A 21,213-nucleotide genomic window follows, 5' to 3' on the forward strand; every position below is an offset into this window, starting at 1 on the left:
AGCCGGCGTTGCAGTGGGTTCCAAGGCGGGAGCCTTGGAACCAGGGGCCGCTCACTCGTTCCCGGGCTCCGCCCGGGAACGCCCTGCGGGCTGGCTCCGCCAGCCGCGGCTCTGGGCGAGCTGGCGGTGGGCCCCGGTCGCACGCGGCCATCGCGGAAGCAGCTTGCCCACTCGGTCGCGATACTCGCGGTACGGATGTCCAAGATGTTCCATCAAGTTGCGCTCCTCCAACGGGATCGCTGCCAACATGTAGGCCGTCATCCCCGCGGCAAACAGCAAGTGCGAGGCTGTCATCACCGGCGTGGCCCAAAAGGCGATCATCCAGCCCACGTACAGCGGGTGCCGCACGAACCGATAGGGACCGGGGGTGCGAAAGGGCAGGTGCGTGTAGGGACGCCCGCGGAAGCGCAGCCAGACCTGCCGCAGCCCGAACAGGTCAAAATGGTTCAGGAAGAACGTCGACGCGACCACCATCAGCCATCCGATCGCGAACAGGACACGCATCGCGACGACACCCGCAGGATTCTGGATGTTCCAGATCACGCCGCCGAGCGGTTGCCACAGCAGGAACAAGATCAGCAGCGTAACGCTGGTGCACAACACGTAGGTGCTGCGTTCGCCTGGCTCCCCGACGATTCGTTTCCAGGTTCGTTTGAATGTCGGCCGCGCCATCACGCTGTGCTGCACCGCGAACAGGCCGATCAGTAAAGTGTCGATGACCAACGCAATGCCCAGCGGGACGGTCGGAGCCGCATCGATGGAACGCGGCACGACGAAGTTCCCCAGCCAGGCGGCCAGGTACAGAAAACTGGCCAGGAACGTTGCGTAACAAAACACGCCGTAGAGCAACAGGAACCAGCGTTTCATGACAACGACTCCGATGGAGAGACGGGGGAGTAAACGAACCGACCGACGTGGGCGAGTCTGCTAGTGGTGTTTCCAGTTTGAATCTGTGACCAAGTCGGTTTGGCCGATCGATCATTGCTATGCGTTGGGCGGACCCGATCCGCCGTCAGGCACAGCCTGACCTACTGCAGCTTTTCAGACAGAGCCCAAGAGTTTCACTGCGCGCGACCCCCGCGCCGGCACCGAAAAAATGGGCCGTCGAGGTCCGAGAGGACTGCTCCCGTTTTTTTTTCCAAGTTTTGGTGCCGGATCGGGGCCCGGGCGCAGTTCAATGAACAGTGGATCCGCGAACAGGTGAACCGAAAACAGTGGATCCGCGTCCCAAGTCAAAACCATGTGATCGACGATGCTCGAACAGGCTGACCCGCTGCTCGACCAGGCCCTCCAGGGTGACAACCAGGTGCTGGGCGACCTGCTGATGCGTCACCACGACCGGCTGGTCCGCGTGGTCAGTTTTCGCATGGATCCGCGGATCCGCGGCCGGGTGGACCCTGCCGATGTCGTTCAGGAAACGTTTCTGGAGGCGATGACTCGGTTCGCGGACTACCGACGGGATCCGAAAATGCCTTTTTTTCTGTGGCTCCGGTTTCTGACGGTCCAGAAACTGTGCCTGTTTCATCGCCGGCACTTGGGCGTGTTGGCACGGGACGTCTCCCGAGACGTGTCGGTGTTCAGCGGTCCGTCGCCGGAAGTCAGTTCGGCGGTGTTGGCCGCCCATTTGATTGGCAAATTGACCACGCCCAGCCAGGCCGCGATTCGAGCCGAAACGCAGTCGCAATTGGAGGACGCGCTCAACTTGATGGAGCCGATCGATCGGGAAGTGATCGCGCTGCGGCATTTCGAATGGCTGACCAATCAGGAAACTGCCCAAGTCCTGCACCTGACCGAGTCTGCGGCGAGCAACCGTTACGTGCGCGCCGTCAAACGCTTGAAAGTCATCCTGGATACCAGCGGCTAACAGGATGGCACGGCTTTCCCGGGCGGGGCGCGGTGGAGGCCGCCGATGCCGCAACCGAAGTCGTGCCGCAGCACCGGGGCGATACCCGGCGGCCGCCGCGTGACGCGGAGTAGTCTTGCATGAGCGAAAGCGAAACAGCAGCGAAACAGATGCCCGCACCGCCGCCGGGACGTCCGACGGTCGATGCGCTGGCGGAATCCTTCGTCGACAGGATTCGACGTGGCGAGCAACCCACGATCGAGGAATACTGCGCAAAGTTTCCGGAATTGGCCGAGGAGATTCGGTCGCTGTTCTCCACGTTGCTGCTTTTGGAGCAGGGTGGGGAAGCGTTCGCCGCCGGGGCCGAGCAAGCCGCCAGCGGCGCGTCGGTTCGTCAGCGGGCTCGTCCGGAGATTCTGGGTGAGTACCGAATCCTGCGCGAAATCGGTCGCGGCGGGATGGGCGTGGTGTACGAGGCGGAGCACCGGACCATGCGGCGGCGCGTCGCGCTGAAAGTGTTGGCCGGGCATTTGGCCGAACAGCCTCGCCAACTGCGTCGCTTCTACCAGGAAGCGCGTCTCGCCGGGCGGTTGCACCACACGAACATTGTTCCGGTGTTCGAGGTCGGCAGCGACGCCGGTGACCACTTTTACGCCATGCAGTTCATCGCCGGACAGAGTCTGGATTCGGTCGTCCGGGAACTGCGTCAGCTGCGAGGTCTGCAGTCACCCCGCCCGCAGTCAACCCGTCCGCAGGCGACCGGCGACGTGATCCGGTCGACCATCAAGGGAAGCTTGCAGCACAGCCTGGCGTGCCGGCTGCAATCGGACCGCCTGCACACCGCCAGCGAACTTCACACGGCGTGCGACGCGGTGGAGCAGGATTTAACCGAACCTGAATCGGAAGTCGACAACGGCGCGTCGTGGTCGACAGCGGACCGATCGCGGTCGCGCCCGGACGGGATTGCCGAGGAGCGAACCGGCGGTGGGAGGAGCGAGGTCGATGTCGTCAGCGGCGGGCAGGGGCAGGAAAGTCTTCCGGCGCTTTCGGAGGTCAAGACCGACCCGCAGGGCGTCGGTCCCGGCCGGCTCTCGACGCCGGCGTCTCAAACTTCGCAGCCGAATCGGGCCCCCGATGACGACTACTTTCGCCGAGTCGCGGCGATCGGTTTGCAGATCGCCGAGGCGTTGCAGTACGCCCACGGCCAAGGGATTTTGCATCGCGACATCAAACCATCGAACATCATTCTGGACGCGGCCGGCGTCGCCTGGGTGGCGGACTTTGGGTTGGCGAAACGCGACGAGGATGATTTGACGCAATCGGGTGACATGGTCGGCACGATGCGTTACATGGCGCCGGAACGGTTTTCCGGCGACGCGGACGCGCGCAGCGATCTGTACGGTTTGGGTTTGACGTTGTACGAGCTGATCACCTTGCGGAACGCCTTCCACGCCAACGACCGGGGGCAACTGGTTCGCCAAATCTGCGAACAGGAACCGGAGAAGCCGTGTCGGATCGATCCCGCGATCCCCATCGATCTGGAAACGATCGTGCTGAAGCTGTTGGAGAAAACGCCGGAGCGTCGGTACGAGCATGCGGAGAAATTGGCCGATGACTTGCGATTGTTTTTGGCTGATCGCCCGATCGGTGCCCGCCGCGTGTCGTCCGCCGAACGTCTTTGGCGTTGGTGCCGACGCAATCCCCAGCAAGCGACCTTGGCGGGTTGCGTGCTGTTTCTGATCGGCTTGCTGACGTTGGGTTCGTTGGGCTTTGCGTACGCTAGCGCCCGACACGCCAGCGAATTGCAGATCAGCCAACATCGGTCGACCGAACGGTTGTACGAATCCCTGCAGCGGAGCGCCGAGGCGTCTCGGTGGAGCGGGCGTCCGGGCCAGAGTCTTCACAGCGTTCAGGACATTGCAAGGGCCGCCGCCATCCTTCCCGATTTGGATTGGGATGATGCCCGCGTCCGCGACGAACGTCGACGGTTGCGCGGCGCAGCGATCTCCGCGATGGTTCTTCCAGACATCACGCCGGCTAAAACTTGGAAAGTGGAGTCGCCGTGGACATCCCACGTGACGTTCACACCCGCCCACGATCGCTACGCCCAGGCAGACCGCGCCGGAAACGTGGTGATCCGCTCGGTCCACAACGATCGAGAACTGCACCGGTTTCCGAGCCCGGACGCCGTCGGGGCGGTGGCGTCGATCCAGTTTTCACCCCGGGCGGACTACCTGTTTGTCGTGTACCAGGGACACGGCGGCTTTCGATGGGGTGCCTGGAACGTGTCGCGTGGGAAGTTCACCGCGGGGCAAACGGTTTCATCCAATCTGATCGGACGTTTCGAGTTGTCCGATCAAAGCGTCGTGTTGGCGGATCGAAATCGTTTGATGATCCACGCTCTCTCGGACGCGGAGGTCTTGGCCGAGCAGACGTTGCCAGCGGAGATTGACGCCATCGCTCTGGAGCCCTCTGGGAAACGTCTGGTCCTCTGGACCCGTGACCAACGGCTGCAGGTTTATTCTTTGCAGCCCTGGGAAAAGCAATTCCAGTGGGACGAGCTGGGCGGTGTGGCGACGATCGCCTGGAATCCGGATGGCGATCAAATCGCGGTCGGGTTCAACGATGGACGCCTCGTGATGCGGCACGCCGATGACCAGGGCCGACTGACGCAACGTTTTCAAGGGCACAGCGGAAGGGTCAACCGAGTGCACTTCACGCCCAGCGGCGATCATCTGTTGTCCCAGGCGTGGGACGGAACGATGCGGCTTTGGAACGTCGGCACGGGGGGGCAATTATTGCGGGTGGAGGGAACGAACCTGGCCAGCAGCGGTTTGAGCCGCTTTGACGGAAAGCATTTGGCGACCACCACGACAGCCGACTTTCAGCTTTGGGATGTTTCCCTGGACACGCCGTTGCGAGTGCTGCGAAGCAACCGGCCGATGAAGAATCGCTGGAGTGTTGACATCGATCCGACCGGACGATGGTTGGCTTCGGCACGGGACGACGGCGTCGAACTGTGGCAGACGGACGTCGCCCGACAAGTCGATTTTTTGCCTTTCCGAATCACATCGATGGGTGATTCGAAGGATGCCCGATTCTTGCCGGACGGGACGGGCGTGGTGGTCAGCAATGGCGACGGAGTCCGACTGGTTCCCACCGAGCTTCGATCGGATGGCACTTTAGCCTTCCTTCCCGAGAGGATTCGGGTCCTGCACGACCAGCCGTCCGCCTGGGTCAGCTTGGATCGTGACGGGAAACGGATCGGCTTTCGCGCGGACGCTTCGCGAATGATGGCTCGAGTGGTGGAGATGGATTTTCCGGATCGAAGGTTGGTGTTCGGTCCGCACCCGGCGCTGGACCACGTGCGGTTGAGCCCCGACGGCAAACTGGCCGCGACGACTTGTTGGGGTGGCCGCGGAGTCCATCTGTGGGAAGTCGACACTGGGAAACGCTTGAACGAAACCGCAATCGAACCCGATGCGACGAAAAACAATGTGGTGTTCAGCCCCGACAGCTCGCATTTGATGATCAGCACGGCCCGGCACTGGGTGCTGGTTCGGGCTGCCGATGGTCAAGTCGTTCAGCGGTTCGTGCGCCCCAGGCACGACGATTGGCCGGGACCGCTGTGCTACTTTCCCGACGGTCGGACCTTGGTTGCCGCGCACTCGCGATTCACGCTGACGCTGCTGGAGGCGGACAGCGGCGATCCGCTGGCTCGGCTGGACGCCGGCAGCAAAGTCGGATTCCATGATTGTGGTGTCAGTGCAGACGCGAATCTGCTGGCCGCCGCGTCGGACACCAATCTGCACCTTTGGGACCTGCGCGCATTGCGATCACGCCTGGACCGGATCGGGCTGGATTGGTGATCGCCCGCCGATCGATTTGGTCTGGCCGGATGTTCAGTCTGGCCGGATGTTTGGTGCAATTTTCAATGTCCGTGCAATCGTCAAGGTCAGCGATTGTGTGAAAAGCTGCGACGCTGGTTCCATCTCTGCCGATACCGATCGAAGGGCCCAGGCGGTACATGCTGCGCACGCCTGAGCAGACTTCGGCACGGACGCCATGACAATCGGTCATGAGAATCGTCGCGTGTGGTTATCGCCATCCATTCGAACCAGCTGCTTTTCGGTCCTGCTGTGCGCCAGCCTGGTCAGCACCAGCGGCTGTCTATTCAGCGCCGTTCATTGGAAGGCGGCCGAGGTCGCTGGCCCGATCAGGTCGACCGGCCCGTCGCTTTGCGGAGACCCGATTGACGTCGAAACGCTATACGCCCACGCCTTGGCGTTGGAAAGCGATGACCGCAGCAGCTGCGTCGAATTGTTCTACGAGGTGGCTGTAGGGACGGCCCCGGGCTGCACCGCGGTTGCGTCGCCGCGCCGTCAAGAGCTGCACCGCTCGGCGCTCATCCGCCTGGTGGAAGCCGGACAGAAGTTTGCACGCCTGGATCCGCGCTGCGGTTTGACCATGGGCGATCCGGGCTTTGAACGCCAAGTCCCGATCCGACACCGAGGGTTTGTGTGGTCCTCCGACCAGTTTTGTCGTCTGACACCGATCGGAGCGTACAAGGCGAAAGCGATTCGTAACACCTATTGCCGCGGCGGCGTCGGTCTGCCCGTGGTCGTTTCGTCACCCGGAGCGGACGACGACGGTGCGGCACCCATGCGCGCTCAATTTGCTGCCACGCTGTGCCTCGTCTCCGATCAAATGGGAATCGAGGACGCCAATCTGCTCACCGGCACCGACCACTTTTATTTGGAATTGGTGGACCCGCTGCGGGTCGATTCGGTGGCCAGCTGCGGGAACGTGCTTCCGATCGCCAAAGAGATAACCGCTCCACTCGCCTACGGTTTGCAGGGAGAGGGGCTGATCTACCTGCGGAACTTCATCAACGCGGATTCCTCGCGAGGAGCCACTCGGCTGTACAGTCTGGAACCACATCAGCCTGGAAAGATCCCAGTGGTGCTGATCCACGGTCTGCTATCCGATCCGTCCGCGTGGGTGTCGTTGGTCAACGATCTTCGCGCCCAACCGGGGTTCGTGGATCGCTTCCAGATTTGGGTGTTTGAATACCCGACCGGACAACCCTTTCTGACCAGCGCCGCCGAGTTGCGTCAGCGTCTGGATCAGCGGGTGCAGCGATTGGATCCCGGGCATCAAGATCCGCAATTGCGAGACATGGTGTTGGTCGGTCACAGCATGGGCGGGCTGATTGCCAAATTGCAAGTGACTTCCAGCGGCGACGCCCTGTGGAACGCGTTCGCAAATCTGCCGATCGAGCAAGTGGTGATGACCGACGCGATCCGTCAACGATTGACGGAGTCGTTTTTCTTCCAACCATCGCCGCACGTTTCCGAGGTGGTTTTCCTGGCCACCCCGAACCGGGGTTCTCTAACCGCTCAGCGTTTGTGCGGCAGGATCGGATCATGGATGGTGAATGTCCCGCAGCAGCGTCAGCAAGAATACGCCGAATTGATGCGTCGCAATCCCGACGTCTTCGTGTCTCGGCTCCGGCAACGGGTGCCCACCAGCATTGATCTGCTGGAACCCAGCGATCCACTGCTGCTGGCGATCGGGCGCTTGCCGTTCGGCTGCGGCGTGAGGGCGCATTCGGTGATTGGTGATCATTGCTGGTCGCCCTGTTTCGGTCGTTCGGATGGGGTGGTGCCGGTGAGCAGCGCTCGAGAACCGTACGCGATCAGCGAGCGGATGATCCGCGCAACCCACTCGGAAGTCAAATCTCACCCGGAAACGGTCGCGGAGGTTTTGCGGATATTGAACGAACACGCCAGCACGCCAAGCCTGCCATTGATACAACAGGCGGTGGGGAGAGCGGACGGAGGTACCGGCCGGGTCTCGGACCGGGGGCCGCGTCGCTCCGAGCCGCCCATCCGTCACGCGGTACTCGAGCGAACCGAAATGGAGATCCCATGATGCAACGGGGAATGTTGTCGATCTGCGCGGTGTCGATCTGCGCAGTGTTGCTGGGCTGGATGAACACCGCAGCCGTCGTCCAGGCCCAAGCCAAGTCGGATGCGGAGATTCAGGTGAACGATCGACCGGACGCCCTTTCTCTAGACGCTGCCACAGCAAACGCCTGGGCACAAATGGTGCTCGATGGAGTGAACACCGAATTCCCCAACAAGATGCCGATCGTGTACGTCGGGGAAGATCAACTCAAGTCACCGCGCGAGAACTTTCCGGCGTTCTACGGGTGCTTCGATTGGCATAGCAGCGTGCATGGGCACTGGTTGCTTGTCCGCACACTGCGTCTGTTTCCCGACATGGAATCTGCCCAGCAAGTGCGGTGGGAGTTGAATCGTCATTTGTCGGCAGAAAACCTCAAGCAGGAGGCACAGTTTTTTGCGCGGGAGGAGCACAAGACGTTCGAACGCATGTACGGCTGGGCGTGGTACCTGCGGCTGGTCATGGAGCTGGATCGCTGGGACGACGCCGACGCAAAAAGCTGGCGGAATCATCTGCGGCCGTTGGAGACGTTGCTGGTGGATCGGATCCAGGCCTACCTGCCGCTGTTAACGTTTCCCATCCGCACCGGACAACACACCGACACGGCATTCGCACTCGGGCAGATTCTGGACTACGCCCGCGCGATGGAGCTGGATGATCTGGAACAGCAGGTGATCGACCGTGCAAAGGAGTTCTACGCGCGCGACGAACGCTATCCCGTTCAGTACGAACCGTCCGGACATGACTTCTTCTCGTCCTGTTGGAACGAGGCTGATTTGATGCGACGGATCTTGGACGCCCAGGACTTTGAATCCTGGTTGCAGCAATTCGTCCCCGAGCTGGCGACGCAGCTGACCGACGGAACGATCCAGCCGGTTTCGGTCAGCGATGTGACCGACGGAAAGTTGGTTCACCTGGCGGGATTGAATCTGCACCGTGCGTGGTGCCTGCGATCGGTTGCCGAGTCGCTTCCCGACGGACAGCCACTGCGTCAGCCGCTCGTGGAAAGCGCCGCACGTCACCTGCGATCCGGGTTGAACTACGTCAACAGCGGGCACTACGAAGGCGACCATTGGTTGGCAACCTTCGCGCTCTATGCGATGACCGACGTGGGGATCGATGAATCGGAACCGTGAGCAACATCCCGCGCGCCGACGATTTCGCGTCGGTCCGGGGCTGTTGGTCACCGCCGCCTTCATTGGTCCCGGCACGGTGGTGACCGCCAGCAAGGCTGGCGCCGAGTTCGGCTGCGGCCTGCTGTGGACCGTCTTGTTTGCCTGCGTGGGGACCGTGATTCTGCAGTCGTTGGCGGCGCGCTTGGGAATCGTGACCGGGCAGGGATTGGGCGAAGCAATCCGCCGATCTTTTTCCAATTCTGTCTTTTTGCGGCCCGCCGTCGCACTGGTCATCGGTGCAATCGGTATCGGAAACGCCGCGTACCAGACCGGTAATCTGACCGGTGCTGTCAAGGGAATCTCCGTCGTCACCGGTGGCGACTCGCACGTGTGGGTGATTGCCCTGGCCGGATTGACCATCGCGCTGATCTTGCTCGGTCGCTACCGAGTCTTGCACCGCGTGCTGGTGGGGCTGGTCGCCTTGTTAAGCCTGTCGTTCCTGTGGTCCGCGGCGAACGCGTTGCCGTCGGCCGGTCGATTGTTGCAAGGCCTGGTGGTTCCGCGCGTCGGTGCCGATCACCTGACGTTGGTCCTGGGGATGATTGGCACCACGATCGTTCCCTACAACTTGTTTTTGCATGCCAGCGGAGCCGCGGCTGCCTGGCGGGGCGAAGATTTTGAACGGGCCTGGCATCAGTGCCGGTGGGATACCCTGCTTTCGATCGGGTTGGGTGGTCTGGTAACGGCGTCGATCCTATTGACCGCCAGCGCCGCGTTCTTTGACACGGGCACGCCATGGACCGGCATCGACCAGATCGCCGATCAACTCCGGCCGACGTTGGGTGCGGGCAGCGGTCCCGCGTTTGCGATCGGGCTGTTTGCGGCCGGGTTGACCAGTTCCATCACGGCGCCGCTGGCCACCGCCTATGCAGTCTGCGGTTGCCTGGGCTGGGACGCCCGGCCGTCTCAGCGACGGTTCCAGACGATTGCCATTGCGGTCGTTCTGATCGGCGCGGCGTCCGCGTTGCGGTGGGGCAGCAGCCCGGCTTCTACGATTCTGTTCGCCCAAGTTGCCAACGGCTTGTTGCTGCCGATGATCGCGGTGTTCTTGTTGGTCGCGGTGCGAAAAGCATCAGCGAGCGGCCAGGCGAATCTGTCGCTCGCTGGCTACGTCGCGGCGTGGATCGTGGTAGCGGGTGTCGCCCTGTTGGGAGTTTGGAGGATTGTCGGCGCGTTGGGTTGAAGCTGAAGGGGCCGCACGATCTGGATGGGCATGCTGCTGAACTTCGGCACATTGGATCGGAATCAGGCAGTGGGATTGGGATAAACTGCGGGCGATCGCTGATCGGTCGAAGGGATTGCCGGACGAGGGTGATCGGAAGGCGTTACCATCGAGCCCTTGGCGAAGATCATTGACACGTGTTTTTTTGGAGTCGGTCATGTCGGAATCAGAGCGTCCAACCCAGAAGTCAGCGGACACTTCGTCGTCCCATCCGGTCGCACGTCGTCAATTCTTGGCAACGGGACTGGGCGGTGCAGTGGCAACCGGTGCCGGGATGGCTTCAGCGGCCGAGTCCGGCGCCGGCGAAGCTACCGCGCCATTGCAGCCGGCTCGTTTGCCTCGTGAGATCGTGATCGCGACGGTTGCCCAGGAAGGTTTGCGCAGCGACACGCCGGAGCGAATGATCGATGCGATGTTGAAACGGTGTCGGCAGGCGGCCACGCAGAAACCGGATCTGGTCTGTTTGCCCGAAGTCTTTCCCTGCGCCAACCTGGAGGGAGGCCGGCCTCCGTTGGAGAAAGTTGCCGGGGAGCCGTTGTGTCCTTTGACGCAACCTGTCGCGGAATTTGCCCGCCAGCATCAGTGCTACGTCGTCTGTCCCACTTACACGTCCCACCGGGGCCATTTCTTCAACACGGCGATCCTGTTTGATCGCGAGGGAAAGGTTGCCGGCGAGTACCACAAGATCCGGCTGACACCCGGGGAGATCGAAAAAGGATTGTCGCCTGGTCCGGTTCAGCCGCCGGTGTTCGACACCGACTTCGGCAAACTGGGATTTCAAATCTGTTTTGACATCGAGTGGCTGGACGGGTGGCAGCGACTGGCCAAGGCAGGTGCGGAGGTCGTCGTGTGGCCCAGCGCCTTCTCCGGTGGGCGAATGATCAACACGATGGCCGCGTTGAATCGGTACGTCGTTGTCAGCAGCACGCGGAAGGATCGAAGCCAGATTTGCGACATCGATGGCACGACTCTGGGGTCAACCAATCGCTGGCACCCTTGGGCCGTCGCAACCGTCAACCTGGAGAAAGCGTTTCTGCACACGTGGCCTTTCGTGCAGCGATTTCCCGAGGTGTACGCGAAGTATGGACCCAAGGTGCGGATCACCACGCATCCGGATGAAGAATGGTCGATTCTGGAAAGCCGTTCACCGGACGTTCGGATTGCCGACGTGTTGTCGGAGTTCGATCTGCAACCGATCGATGACTACCTGCGCGACGCGGAAAAGTTGCAGACGTTTGCGCGAAACTGAGCGTTCGCGGGGCGAAACTTCGTTCCGCCGGCGGAGCCGGTAAGACAGTGGGTGCCAAGGCGGGAGCCTTGGAACCAGGGGGGCCTCTCGTTCCCGGGCTCCCGCCCGGGAACGCACTGCGGGCTGGCTCTGCCAGCCGCCTTCTTGGCAAGATTCCGGCGGAGCCGGCGAGACAGTGGGTTCCAAGGCAGGAGCCTTGGAACCAGGGGTCGCCACTCACCTGAAGCAGGTAGGACCATCGGATCCAGCAGCTGATCGGCGAGAACAAGCGCGGAAATGCGAATGAGTTTGCCGCGAGGGCTCAGTGGACCCGAGGGGACGGAATAATTGTTACGCTTGACTTTTCCATCCTTTCCCGCCCTCCACCGCGTTTCCCGAACGAGCAGCACGCGATGTCCGTTGAAAACCCTTACGAAACACCGCAATCACAGCCGCAATACGCAGGCACTTTTCGGACCTTCACGCTCAAACGCGTCGACCCGCTTTCCTGCGGGCTGATGCTGGGCGTGTTCTATGCGATCCTGGGACTGATCTTCGGTGCGTTTGCATCGCTGTTTGCGTTGGTCGGCGCGTTTGCCCAAAACGGCAATGCCCTTGGCGGGATCATCGGAGGCGTCGGGGCCATCATCATGATGCCGATTATCTACGGCGTGATGGGCTTCATCGGAGGCCTGATCGCGGCGCTGATTTACAACGGCTGTGCGGCGCTGATCGGGGGAATCAAGTTCGATTTGGAGTAGGAGTTGCTCCACTCGCTTCACTCGTTCCCGGGCTCTGCCCGGGAACGCACTGCGGGCTGGCTCTGCCAGCCGCCTTCTCGGCGAGGTTCCGGCGGAGCCGGCAAGACAGTGGGTTCCAAGGCGGGAGCCTTGGAACCAGGAATGCCTTCAGGTTTTCACTCGTTCCCGGGCTCTGCCCGGGGATGCACTGCGGGCTGGCTCTGCCAGCCGCCTTCTCGGCCAGTTTCCGGGGGAGCCGGCGAGACAGTGGGTTCCAAGGCGGGAGCCTTGGAACCAGGAATGCCTTCAGGTTTCGCCGGGGTGGTGTCGCATGACGATGTCCAGCAGGGCTTCGTGCAGCCGTCCATTGCTGGCGACCAGACTGGATGGGACCAATCCCAGCGGCTTGCCCGCGCCGTCGGTCACGGTCCCGCCGGCCTCGGTCACGATCAGCTGCCCCGCCCCGAAGTCCCAGGGCGAAAGTTTGTACTCGAAGAATGCGCCGAATTGACCGCTCGCGACCGCACACAAGTCCAAGGCGGCGGTGCCCATCCTGCGCAGTCCGTGGATGTGGTGAGAAAACAGTTCCTCGATCGCCGTCAGGGTCCGTCGCATCATCTCACCGCGATCGTAGTAGAACCCGCATCCGACCAGGGACTGCGAAAGTGAGTCGGCTTGGGAGACGCCGATGGGCTGGCCGTTGTGTGTCGCCCCCTGCCCGAGCCGGGCCGAATAGATGTCTCCGGTCATCGGATTGACGACCACTCCGACCACGGGGATTCCCGACCGGTAGTGTGCGATCGAAACCGCGAAATGGGGAATGCGGTGTGCGAAGTTGTTCGTGCCGTCCAGCGGATCGATGACCCACAGGTGTTCCGCATCCAAATCCCCGACCAAGTCTTCTTCGCCCATCAGCTCATGGCTGGGAAAAGCGTCAGACAGCAGATTAGCGATTACCGCTTGGCTTTCCAGATCGGCGTCGCTGACCAGGTCGTAGGTCTTGCCGCCGAAAGCCGATTTGTCGCGGAGTTCGACGCCGTCGTACCAATAGCGTCGAAGGACCTGTCCACCGGCGTTCGCGGCGGACAGGGCGACTCGGAGCAGGTCGGAGAGATCGTCCGTCACGGAGGGGAGACCGGGAGAGTCGCCGGCTAACGTTCGCGGTAGGTGATTCGACCCTTGGTCAAATCGTAGGGCGACAGTTCGACGCGAACTTTGTCGCCGGGGACGATCCGGATAAAGTGTTTGCGCATCCGTCCCGCGACGTGCGCCATGACTTCGCTTCCGGTTTCCAGTTGAACGCGGAAGCGGGTGTTGGCGAGCGCCTGAGTGACGGTGCCTTCGACTTCAAATGCTTCTTCTTTTTTGCCCAAGTGTGTTTCCCAGGTGGTTATCGTTTGCTGAACTGGACACCGCGACGGGCGCCACGCAAACCAGGTTTCTTCCGCTCCTTCATTCTGGAATCCCGGGTCAGGAAGCCTCCATCCCGGAGCGGATCGTGTAGTGATTCGTCGTAACTGACCAATGCACGGGCCAGTCCCATTCGGACGGCACCGCTCTGGCCGGTCAGTCCGCCGCCGTCGACGCGAACCAGCACGTCGACCTTGCCGGTCAATTCAACGGCTTCAAGCGTTGCGTTGACTGCCGCCTGATCTTGATCATTGACGAAGTATTCTTCCAGCGGCTTGCGGTTGATGGTGATTTTGCCTTCACCGCTGCGGACGCGCACGCGTGCGACGCTGCTTTTACGTCGCCCGGTTCCGAGGGCGTCGCCATTGATCTTATCTTTTTTGACCAGGGACATCAGTGCAAATTAAATGGGGAATTTGAATTCGTGTTGGATTGAGGATCGGCAGCAGCGGCCTATTCGACTTTCTTGGTCTTGCGGGCCAGCGGCTGCGGGTTTTGGGCCACATGGGGATGATCGGGTCCGCTGTAAATCTTCAGCTTCTTGATCATCTGGCGAGCCAGTTTGTTCTTGGGAAGCATGCGGCGGACGGCATGGTAGATCAAATCTTCCGGCTTGCGTTGTTGGCGATCGGCGTAGCTTTCCAGACGCAAGCCCGGGTGACCGGTGTACCACGTGTAGTGACGCACTTCCATTTTGCGGCCGGTCATGGCGACCTTCTCCGCATTGGTGACGATCACGAAATCGCCGCAATCGACGTGCGGGGTGTATTCGGGCCGGTGCTTGCCCATCAAGACGACGGCGATGTCGGTGGCCAAACGTCCCAGCACCTCGTCACTCGCGTCGACAAGGTGCCACTTCTTTTCGACTTGGCCGGGCTTGGCCACGTAGGTGCGTTGAGCGGTCACGAGAATGGTTCTGGGGAAAACGGTAATTGATTTGGTGCACTGGCAAACGCGAGAAGGGAGGGGCCGGCGGCGATCGAACGCGTCGGAAGCTTTCCGGCAACGTGTGCTCGATCTCATCGCGTCCGTGGCAACCACGGAGCCGCTCGGCGACGCATAGCCCTGCGTTCGCTCGGTTTCCGCCCGATGTGCCTAGCAACGGCGTCTCGGCGGAGAATCCGGAAAGGTATCGACCGCCTCCCGGATGGGCAAGGGCTTTTCGGCGTTTTCAGGCCCCAAATCGGGCCAGATAGCGTTTCAGCCGCAATTTCTTGCGAGCACTGTCGCTGGTCATGTACCGCAGCTTTCCGAAAATGGGGCGTTTGGGACCCCACGCACGGTCGTAGCGGCCCAGCACCCAGAAGATTCCGCTGTAGGAATTGGGGTCGCGACCGTCCAGCCCGTACTTGTTGTTCAAGTGAATCATCACCTGAAGCGCCTGACGCGGCGTTTCGGTCCACTGCAGGATCTTCTTTCCCCACAGCATTCGCAGGTAATTGTGCATCACCCCGTGCCGGACCAATTCTCGCTGGGCCGCATTCCACAGCGGGTCGTGGGTCTCGGCCCGTTCAAACTGCTCCAGCGTGTAAACGACCGGTCGCGGATCGTCGCGCGTTTCCTCCATCGACTTCCGGGCCCACTGCGGCAGGGAGTCGAATTTGTCGTAATCGTCCGGTTGGCGGAACGCCAGATTGAAGCCCAATTCACGCCACGTGATGATCTGGTCCAGGAATCCCTCGGCGGCTTCACTGGTGTTCCAAAAGCCGTTGTTTTTTCCCGCCGGCGGACCGATCTGGTCCGGCGTCCATTGTTCCTGGTCCAGGATGCGCTGCACAATTTCATGGGCCGCGATGTGGCCGAAATGCAGATGCGGGCTCAAACCGGTCGTGGCGTGTTCGTCCGGATGATTTCGATCGGTCCCGTATCGGGCCAAGCCGTTGCTGAGAAAATCGGCAAGCCGCTTTCCAGCCGCCACGCTGCCGCCGGTGACGACCGGGCTGGGAGGGACTGAGTGATCGATCGCCAGATCCGCCAGCCCATCGGGGGCGAGCAACGATTCCAAGTCCGCCGGCTGCCAACGCTTGGTGATCTCACTGGGCAGCCGTTTCAGTTCGGGCACGTCGATCCCCGCCAACGGGTTCGGCACCGGTTGATCCAACAAACAATCCAGGACGTTCTTTTGGATCCAGCGACGAAAGCTGTGGGCGACCGTGAACGTTTTCTCGGGAAGCCGCAGTGGGATGATCCCGTTGGAGTCGACCAGTTCCAAGGACGAAGGCAACTTGTCCTTCACCGCCGCAATCATCCGTGGCAAGAAAAAGCACGGGTACTCGTCGGTCACCACCGTGCAGGCTCGTTGACTCAGTTCGGCCAACAGCGGTGTGCCGTGTCCGGGTTCCGGCTCCACGTACGGGTAATAGGTGACCGGCGTCTCAAGCAAGGCTGCCCGATTGTCACGCATTCCTTCGATGATGAATCGATGGATCCGGTCGCTTGCCCAGCGATAGCGCACCCGCAGCGGCTCGAAGATAACCAGCGGCTTTCCCAAGCTGCGGGCGCGATCGACCGCGTGCTGCAGGGCAAAGTTGTGGTGCGTCCGACGCGACGCGATCATCCAATACACGACGAATTGGCCGTCCTTCCGGATCGGACGGTCGTTGGCTTGGGAAACTCGATTCGCAGGTACAGGCATGGTGGTCCGTGGGACTTTTCAGTGGGGAGAACACGTTCCGGTGAGCACGGCATCCGTTAAGGACAGTGGCCGGAATCCTGCCCGGCACGCTGCAGCCACGCCATTGTCCGGACGTAGCAACCGAGCGCCGCGGTTGCGGCTCGCTGGACAGCGTTGGCGGGCGATCGCTACGCTCGCCACAGTTTGGGGGCGTCCGCCGTCTGACGACGGTCACCCCATTGAATCGAGCTTGAACCGGCTTTCCCCTTCCAACCGTTGCGGTCCGGCTAGAATCCCCGTTCAATTCCTCCGATCGATCAGCCGCTTCCGTGCCCTCGTCGGTCGAGCTCTCGACGCCTGAGCCCACGCCGTCGGATCGTCCACGCAGTCTGACCCCTGTTTCGAACCGCGAACACCTGTCTTGAACCGCAAACGTCTGCAACGAAAACTGCCGCTGATGATCACCTGCGCCGCAATCCTGGGCGTGGTGGTGGTTTACGTGGTCGGCGCGTCCTTGATCCAGGCTCGGTTGTATCGGTACTACGAGGCCAAAGATCTGTTTCTGCCGCGTTTGGTCGATGCCACGATCGTCATCTGGCTGATCTACTTCGGCAGCGCGATCGGAAGCTTTTTGAACGTGGTGGCTTGGCGGATGCCGCGGGGCCAAGCGATCGGGGGACGTTCCCGCTGCCCGCGCTGCAACCAAACGCTCAGCAGCCGCGACAACGTTCCCATCCTGGGATGGATTTCGTTGCGGGGACGATGCCGCTTTTGCGGTTTGCCGATCTCGCGCCGCTACCCGATCATCGAGGCCTGCGTGGGGATCTCGTTGACCCTGGTCGGCATGGCCGAGTTGTACTCGCTGGCTCTGCCCGACCAAGCGGTCCACTGGCACGGCGGTCCGATGTGGGCGCCGCACGTGACGCCTTTCGTGATGGCGGTGCTGACGTACCACGCCTTGGCCCTGTCGACCTTGTGGGCACTGGCGTTGATCCGTGTCGATGGAGCTGCGGTGCCGGTCCGGTTGCGGTGGTTTGGTTTTCTGGCAGTCGTGCTGCCGATGCTGCTGTACCCGACGTCGATGATCGTTCCCTGGCAAGCGGACCGGCCTCCGGGATGGACGCCCGACGGACTGTACTACGATGCCGTGATGCGGGTGATGACCGCTTTGGTCGCCGCGGCATTGTTCGGACGCGTGCTGGCCAAAGGTTTGTGTCCGACCGCCGACCTGAAGCTGGACCCGCTGGGCGGCGGCACGTCGCGCCTGGTCGATCTGATTTCCATGCTGGCGATCCCGTCGGTGCTGATCGGATGGCAATCGATGCCCGCGCTGGTCATCGCCGCGGCAATCCTGTCGCTGGTGATCCGGCCGCTGATTGACCGGATTCCCATCAATGACACGCCCCGAGGCCAAATCCGGCAGCGTGGAGCGATGGAGTACTTTGCTTTCGCACTACCCTTGGCGTTGACCACGCACCTGGTTTTGTGGCGTTGGCTGTGGAGCCAGTCCTGGTGGCCCAGCGATCAGAGCGGGCGTTGGACGCAGATTGTTTGGGCGCTGGCGGTCCTGGCCGTCCCGCTCGTGCTACGCGAGTCAACCAAGGAAGCCGAGCCGAGGTCCGCGCCCGAGAGTTCCATACGATCGGACGAGGAATCAGGATCCGACGATCAGGCGGATCCGGATGTCGGCGCGAACGATTTTGATGACGGCGTGAACGGGCCGACCGCGTAGCAAACGTCGTCTTGTGATTAAAAGTGGCGTCCGTCCCACGAGTGGCTCATCCAGCTAGAATTTGTGCCCAGCGACGACGTCTTTCGCCACTTCACCCTCCCGCTTGCGGGAGGGTCGGAGGCGAGGCACGAGACTCCGGGGAGGGCAGAACGGGAAGCGAATGTCAACAACGCATGGCCCAGCAATCACCCTCCCCGCGTCGTCGCAAGCTCCTCCGCGACCCTCCCGCGCGCGGGAGGGTGAACTAGAGAACGCCTGACATTGCCCGCTAGACAAATGCAGGGCAGATGTCCCACTAGCCGACGAATTGCCACAGCAACATGGTGAAGGCAAAACCGGTCACGGAGATCATCACCGAGATGATGCCCCAGGTACGCAGCGTCTGGCCTTCGCTCATGCGAAAGTATCGTGAGATCATCCAGAAGCCAGAATCGTTGACGTGTGAGAAGCCGGTCGCCCCGGCTGCGATCGCGATGGTCACCAGGGCCAATTGAGGCTGGTTCAGGTCGTTCACGAAGTTTCCCATCAGCCCCGCCGCGGTCAGCATCGCGACCGTCGCTGAGCCTTGGGCCACGCGGATCAGCGTCGCGAAAACCCAAGCCAAGACCAGCACGGAAATGCCCGAATCGGCGAACAGGACTTCCATCGCGTCGGTGATGCCGGTGGCGCTCAACACGCCCTTGAAGACTCCGCCGGCGCCGGTGATCAGGATGATCACGCCGGCCGGCCCCAGGGCCTTGGTGGAAATATCCAGCAGCGTGTCGCGGTCGACGCCCCGCCGCGTGCCCAAAAAATACAGCGTGGCAATGGTCGATCCCAACAAGGCGATCACCGGATGTCCGATGAAAGTGATCGCCTGCACCAGCCAGGATCCCTCCGCCAGCGCGGCCGCCAGTTGCTCGGAGCGTTCGTTGCGGGTCAGGCCTTCGGGCAGCCCCGAGGCGACCCATTGCTCAACCACCGTGTTTGCCAGGATCAAGGCGATCGGCAGCCCGATCAGCAGCAAAACGGAAGTGAATGAGGGCAGGTTCGTTTCCGCTTCCAGTTCTCCTTCGACCGTCTCAATCGGTTCAATCGCCGGCAGCGTAACGCCCTTGGCCACGCGAACGCACAACCAGGGGCCGCAAATGATGGCCGTCGGCAAACCCACCATCACGCCGAACAGAATCACCCAGCCCAGATTGACACCCAGCAGGTAGGCGACGGCCACCGGGCCCGGCGTCGGCGGGACGAACGCGTGCGTGACCGCCATCCCGGCAACCAGCGGCAAGCCAAAATGCAGGAACGGGCGTTTGGTGTCTCGAGCCAGCGCGTACAGCAGCGGGGCCAGGATGACCAGCGCCACGTCCAGGAAGACCGGGATGGAAATGATGAAGCCCGTCAGCAACATCGCCCACGGAGCCTTTTCGACGCCGAAGATCCGCACCAGGTGATTCGCCAACGCCTGCGTGCCGCCGCTGTGTTCGAGAATGGCTCCGAAGATGGCGCCAATGCCGATGATCGTGGCGATGAATCCCAACGCCCCGCCCATGCTGGCCACGATCGTGTCGGCGACCTGCGTCAACGGCACGGCCTCCGGGTTGACCAGGCGGCTGGATGCCGCCACCAGCACCGAAACGATCAGCAGTGACAGAAACGCCTGCAGCTTCAGCTTCAGAATCAACACCAGCAGCAGGGCGATCCCAAAAACCAACAGTGCGATCAGGGGCCCCGCGGGCGGTGCGGCCGCTTCCGTGGTTTGCTGCGCCAGCAGCGTCGGGAACAGCCAAGCGGATCCGTCCGCCCCCGAGCCGGCCAGGGACAGCGAGCCGGCCAGGGACAGCGAGTTGAACAGGGGCAGCGAGTTGAGCAGAGACAGCGGGCTGAACCCGGGCAATGACAGCGCGGAAGCTGAAAGCGATTCGAGCTGGGTCAAGTGAGGCACCGCCGTGATAGAAGCAGGAGGGATCGGGCAGGAACGGTAGATTGCGGGCGGAGTGAGAAGCGGGCAGCGCCTGGGACGGGGGAACTCCGCCCTGGAAGCCCGCCCGAGCACCCTGGCCGGCGGGGCGAGCGGCGAGTCTAGGCGGGCGGCCGGCGCGGGTCAAGATTCAGCCCTTAGGGAACCGCTGCGGCGTCCGGCTGGATTCCACGTCGCGGCCAGCCGGCTCCGCTTTGCGCGTCCAATCCGGATGTCCGGCCGCACGAGCCCCCCCGCGAGACCTCATCCGACCGGCCGGGACACCGGTCCAGCCTCGGATGGCTTCGTGGTGGGCGGAGTCCAGGGAGATTGCCAGTCTGGAGGCCCTGCGATTGCGATTTTCGCTCGGTCGCTACAATGGTGTGCCTCCGGCGATCAACTCGCCGCGGACAATTCCCACACCCTCTCCTCGGTCTCTGATGACTTTACCGACCAAACTGGCTGATTATTTCAAAGGCGGACGCTGCGCGATGTCCTTCGAGCTGTTCCCGCCCAAAACCGACGAAGGCATGGCGCTGCTGGAAAAGAACGTGGAGCGACTGCAGGCGTTTCATCCCAACTTCTTTACCTGCACTTACGGAGCGGGCGGCTCGACTCAGTCGCGGACGCTGGACGTGGTGGAGAAAGTCAAAGCGATCACCGGGCTGCCGGTCGCGTCGCACCTGACTTGCGTCGGTTCAACCGTCGATCAATTGCGAGATTACTTGAAGGAAGCCAAGCGTCGCGGCGCCGACCACATCGTCGCTCTGCGAGGCGATCCGCCCAAAGGCAGCGAAACTTTCCAGGCCGTCGAAGGCGGGCTGCGGTACGCCAACGAATTGGTGGAGTTGATCCGGGCCGACTTCGGACAGCATTTCGGGATCGCGGTCGCCGGCTACCCGGAAGTCCACCAGGAAGCCCCCGACCCGCAGACCGATCTGGACAACCTGAAACGCAAGGTCGATGCGGGAGCGGACGTGGTGGTCACGCAGTTGTTCTACGAGAACAGCGACTTCTACCGGTTCCGCGACGACTGCGTGAAGGCCGGGATCAACGTTCCCATCGTGCCCGGAATCCTGCCCGTGACGAACTACAAACAGGCTTGCCGAATCGCCGCCATGTGCAAGGCACGCATCCCCGACGAAATGGCTGCCGCGATGAACGAGAGCGACGATGCCGATTTCCAGTTCAACGTCGGTGTCGACCACGCACGCCGCCAGACGATCGATCTGATCGAGAACGATGTTCCCGGCATCCACTACTACGTGCTGAACAAGAGTAGCGCCGCGGCACAAATGCTGGATGGCTTATCGCTCGGTGCTGACGCCTGAGCTGACGTCGTC

The 21,213-nt window shown here is 62.1% G+C and carries 16 protein-coding genes; 9 read left to right on the forward strand and 7 right to left on the reverse strand.

All coding sequences use genetic code 11. The features are described 5' to 3' along the window. Positions 1 to 51 precede the first annotated feature (51 nt). Positions 52 to 867 carry a methanethiol S-methyltransferase gene (gene mddA, locus FYK55_RS23765; protein ID WP_150079124.1) on the reverse strand — a complete coding sequence of 272 codons (816 nt, stop codon included), beginning with the start codon at positions 865 to 867 and terminating at the stop codon, positions 52 to 54. A gap of 385 nt (positions 868 to 1,252) precedes the next feature. On the opposite strand from mddA, the gene FYK55_RS23770 reads away from it, so the two are divergent. From FYK55_RS23770 to FYK55_RS23800, 7 genes are all read left to right on the forward strand, one after another. Further along, positions 1,253 to 1,864, forward strand: coding sequence for a sigma-70 family RNA polymerase sigma factor (locus FYK55_RS23770; protein WP_150079125.1), 612 nt, complete (start codon positions 1,253 to 1,255; stop codon positions 1,862 to 1,864). Positions 1,865 to 1,983: 119 nt separating this feature from the next. Continuing rightward, a complete protein-coding gene (locus tag FYK55_RS23775) occupies positions 1,984 to 5,712 on the forward strand; it encodes a protein kinase domain-containing protein (protein ID WP_150079126.1) in 3,729 nt (1,242 codons plus the stop codon). 196 nt (positions 5,713 to 5,908) lie between these two features. Next, a complete protein-coding gene (locus FYK55_RS23780) occupies positions 5,909 to 7,777 on the forward strand; it encodes an esterase/lipase family protein (RefSeq protein ID WP_150079127.1) in 1,869 nt (622 codons plus the stop codon). Then, positions 7,774 to 8,946 carry a DUF2891 domain-containing protein gene (locus FYK55_RS23785; protein ID WP_390621766.1) on the forward strand — a complete coding sequence of 391 codons (1,173 nt, stop codon included), beginning with the start codon at positions 7,774 to 7,776 and terminating at the stop codon, positions 8,944 to 8,946. Before FYK55_RS23780 ends, FYK55_RS23785 begins: the two co-directional genes overlap by 4 nt. After that, entirely contained in the window at positions 8,930 to 10,168 is a 1,239-nt protein-coding gene (locus tag FYK55_RS23790; RefSeq protein ID WP_150079128.1) for an Nramp family divalent metal transporter, read from the forward strand. The genes FYK55_RS23785 and FYK55_RS23790 overlap by 17 nt, the downstream gene beginning before the upstream one ends. A gap of 196 nt (positions 10,169 to 10,364) precedes the next feature. Continuing rightward, positions 10,365 to 11,456: a carbon-nitrogen hydrolase family protein gene (locus FYK55_RS23795; RefSeq protein WP_150079129.1), complete on the forward strand. Its 1,092-nt coding sequence runs from the start codon at positions 10,365 to 10,367 to the stop codon at positions 11,454 to 11,456. Positions 11,457 to 11,848: 392 nt separating this feature from the next. Beyond that, positions 11,849 to 12,196 (forward strand): hypothetical protein, encoded by a 348-nt coding sequence (locus FYK55_RS23800; protein ID WP_150079130.1) that lies wholly within the window; start codon positions 11,849 to 11,851, stop codon positions 12,194 to 12,196. A 285-nt stretch (positions 12,197 to 12,481) separates the two neighbouring features. Here FYK55_RS23800 and FYK55_RS23805 read toward each other — a convergent pair whose 3' ends face one another. From FYK55_RS23805 to FYK55_RS23825, 5 genes are all read right to left on the reverse strand, one after another. Beyond that, on the reverse strand, positions 12,482 to 13,300 hold the full coding sequence (locus FYK55_RS23805) for an inositol monophosphatase family protein (protein WP_150079131.1): 819 nt from the start codon (positions 13,298 to 13,300) through the stop codon (positions 12,482 to 12,484). A gap of 26 nt (positions 13,301 to 13,326) precedes the next feature. Continuing rightward, the gene (infA, locus tag FYK55_RS23810) at positions 13,327 to 13,548 is read right to left on the reverse strand and encodes a translation initiation factor IF-1 (protein WP_145416653.1); all 222 of its coding nucleotides are present in this window, start codon (positions 13,546 to 13,548) and stop codon (positions 13,327 to 13,329) included. Positions 13,549 to 13,565: 17 nt separating this feature from the next. After that, positions 13,566 to 13,979 carry a 30S ribosomal protein S9 gene (gene rpsI, locus FYK55_RS23815; protein ID WP_150079132.1) on the reverse strand — a complete coding sequence of 138 codons (414 nt, stop codon included), beginning with the start codon at positions 13,977 to 13,979 and terminating at the stop codon, positions 13,566 to 13,568. A 59-nt stretch (positions 13,980 to 14,038) separates the two neighbouring features. Beyond that, positions 14,039 to 14,491, reverse strand: coding sequence for a 50S ribosomal protein L13 (gene rplM, locus FYK55_RS23820; protein ID WP_150079133.1), 453 nt, complete (start codon positions 14,489 to 14,491; stop codon positions 14,039 to 14,041). Positions 14,492 to 14,756: 265 nt separating this feature from the next. Further along, positions 14,757 to 16,220 carry a deoxyribodipyrimidine photolyase gene (locus FYK55_RS23825; protein ID WP_390621767.1) on the reverse strand — a complete coding sequence of 488 codons (1,464 nt, stop codon included), beginning with the start codon at positions 16,218 to 16,220 and terminating at the stop codon, positions 14,757 to 14,759. 400 nt (positions 16,221 to 16,620) lie between these two features. Here FYK55_RS23825 and FYK55_RS23830 point away from each other — a divergent pair, with 400 nt between their 5' ends. Then, positions 16,621 to 17,931 carry a prepilin peptidase gene (locus FYK55_RS23830; RefSeq protein ID WP_201743793.1) on the forward strand — a complete coding sequence of 437 codons (1,311 nt, stop codon included), beginning with the start codon at positions 16,621 to 16,623 and terminating at the stop codon, positions 17,929 to 17,931. A 295-nt stretch (positions 17,932 to 18,226) separates the two neighbouring features. Here FYK55_RS23830 and FYK55_RS23835 read toward each other — a convergent pair whose 3' ends face one another. Further along, positions 18,227 to 19,846: a GntP family permease gene (locus FYK55_RS23835; protein WP_201743794.1), complete on the reverse strand. Its 1,620-nt coding sequence runs from the start codon at positions 19,844 to 19,846 to the stop codon at positions 18,227 to 18,229. 464 nt (positions 19,847 to 20,310) lie between these two features. On the opposite strand from FYK55_RS23835, the gene metF reads away from it, so the two are divergent. Continuing rightward, the gene (metF, locus tag FYK55_RS23840) at positions 20,311 to 21,201 is read left to right on the forward strand and encodes a methylenetetrahydrofolate reductase [NAD(P)H] (protein ID WP_150079134.1); all 891 of its coding nucleotides are present in this window, start codon (positions 20,311 to 20,313) and stop codon (positions 21,199 to 21,201) included. Positions 21,202 to 21,213: the final 12 nt, after the last annotated feature.

It is taken from the genome of Roseiconus nitratireducens (genome assembly GCF_008629675.1).
Classification (GTDB): Bacteria; Planctomycetota; Planctomycetia; order Pirellulales; family Pirellulaceae; genus Stieleria; species Stieleria nitratireducens.

Bases quoted from the DNA above. Each gene is read 5' to 3' on its own strand.
- FYK55_RS23825 (WP_390621767.1), bottom strand. From the start codon at position 16,220: ATGCCTGTACCTGCGAATCGAGTTTCCCAAGCCAACGACCGTCCGATC.
- mddA (WP_150079124.1), bottom strand. From the start codon at position 867: ATGAAACGCTGGTTCCTGTTGCTCTACGGCGTGTTTTGTTACGCAACG.
- FYK55_RS23785 (WP_390621766.1), top strand. From the start codon at position 7,774: ATGATGCAACGGGGAATGTTGTCGATCTGCGCGGTGTCGATCTGCGCA.
- FYK55_RS23800 (WP_150079130.1), top strand. From the start codon at position 11,849: ATGTCCGTTGAAAACCCTTACGAAACACCGCAATCACAGCCGCAATAC.
- FYK55_RS23795 (WP_150079129.1), top strand. From the start codon at position 10,365: ATGTCGGAATCAGAGCGTCCAACCCAGAAGTCAGCGGACACTTCGTCG.
- FYK55_RS23790 (WP_150079128.1), top strand. From the start codon at position 8,930: ATGAATCGGAACCGTGAGCAACATCCCGCGCGCCGACGATTTCGCGTC.
- metF (WP_150079134.1), top strand. From the start codon at position 20,311: ATGACTTTACCGACCAAACTGGCTGATTATTTCAAAGGCGGACGCTGC.
- FYK55_RS23775 (WP_150079126.1), top strand. From the start codon at position 1,984: ATGAGCGAAAGCGAAACAGCAGCGAAACAGATGCCCGCACCGCCGCCG.
- FYK55_RS23780 (WP_150079127.1), top strand. From the start codon at position 5,909: ATGACAATCGGTCATGAGAATCGTCGCGTGTGGTTATCGCCATCCATT.
- FYK55_RS23770 (WP_150079125.1), top strand. From the start codon at position 1,253: ATGCTCGAACAGGCTGACCCGCTGCTCGACCAGGCCCTCCAGGGTGAC.
- rpsI (WP_150079132.1), bottom strand. From the start codon at position 13,979: ATGTCCCTGGTCAAAAAAGATAAGATCAATGGCGACGCCCTCGGAACC.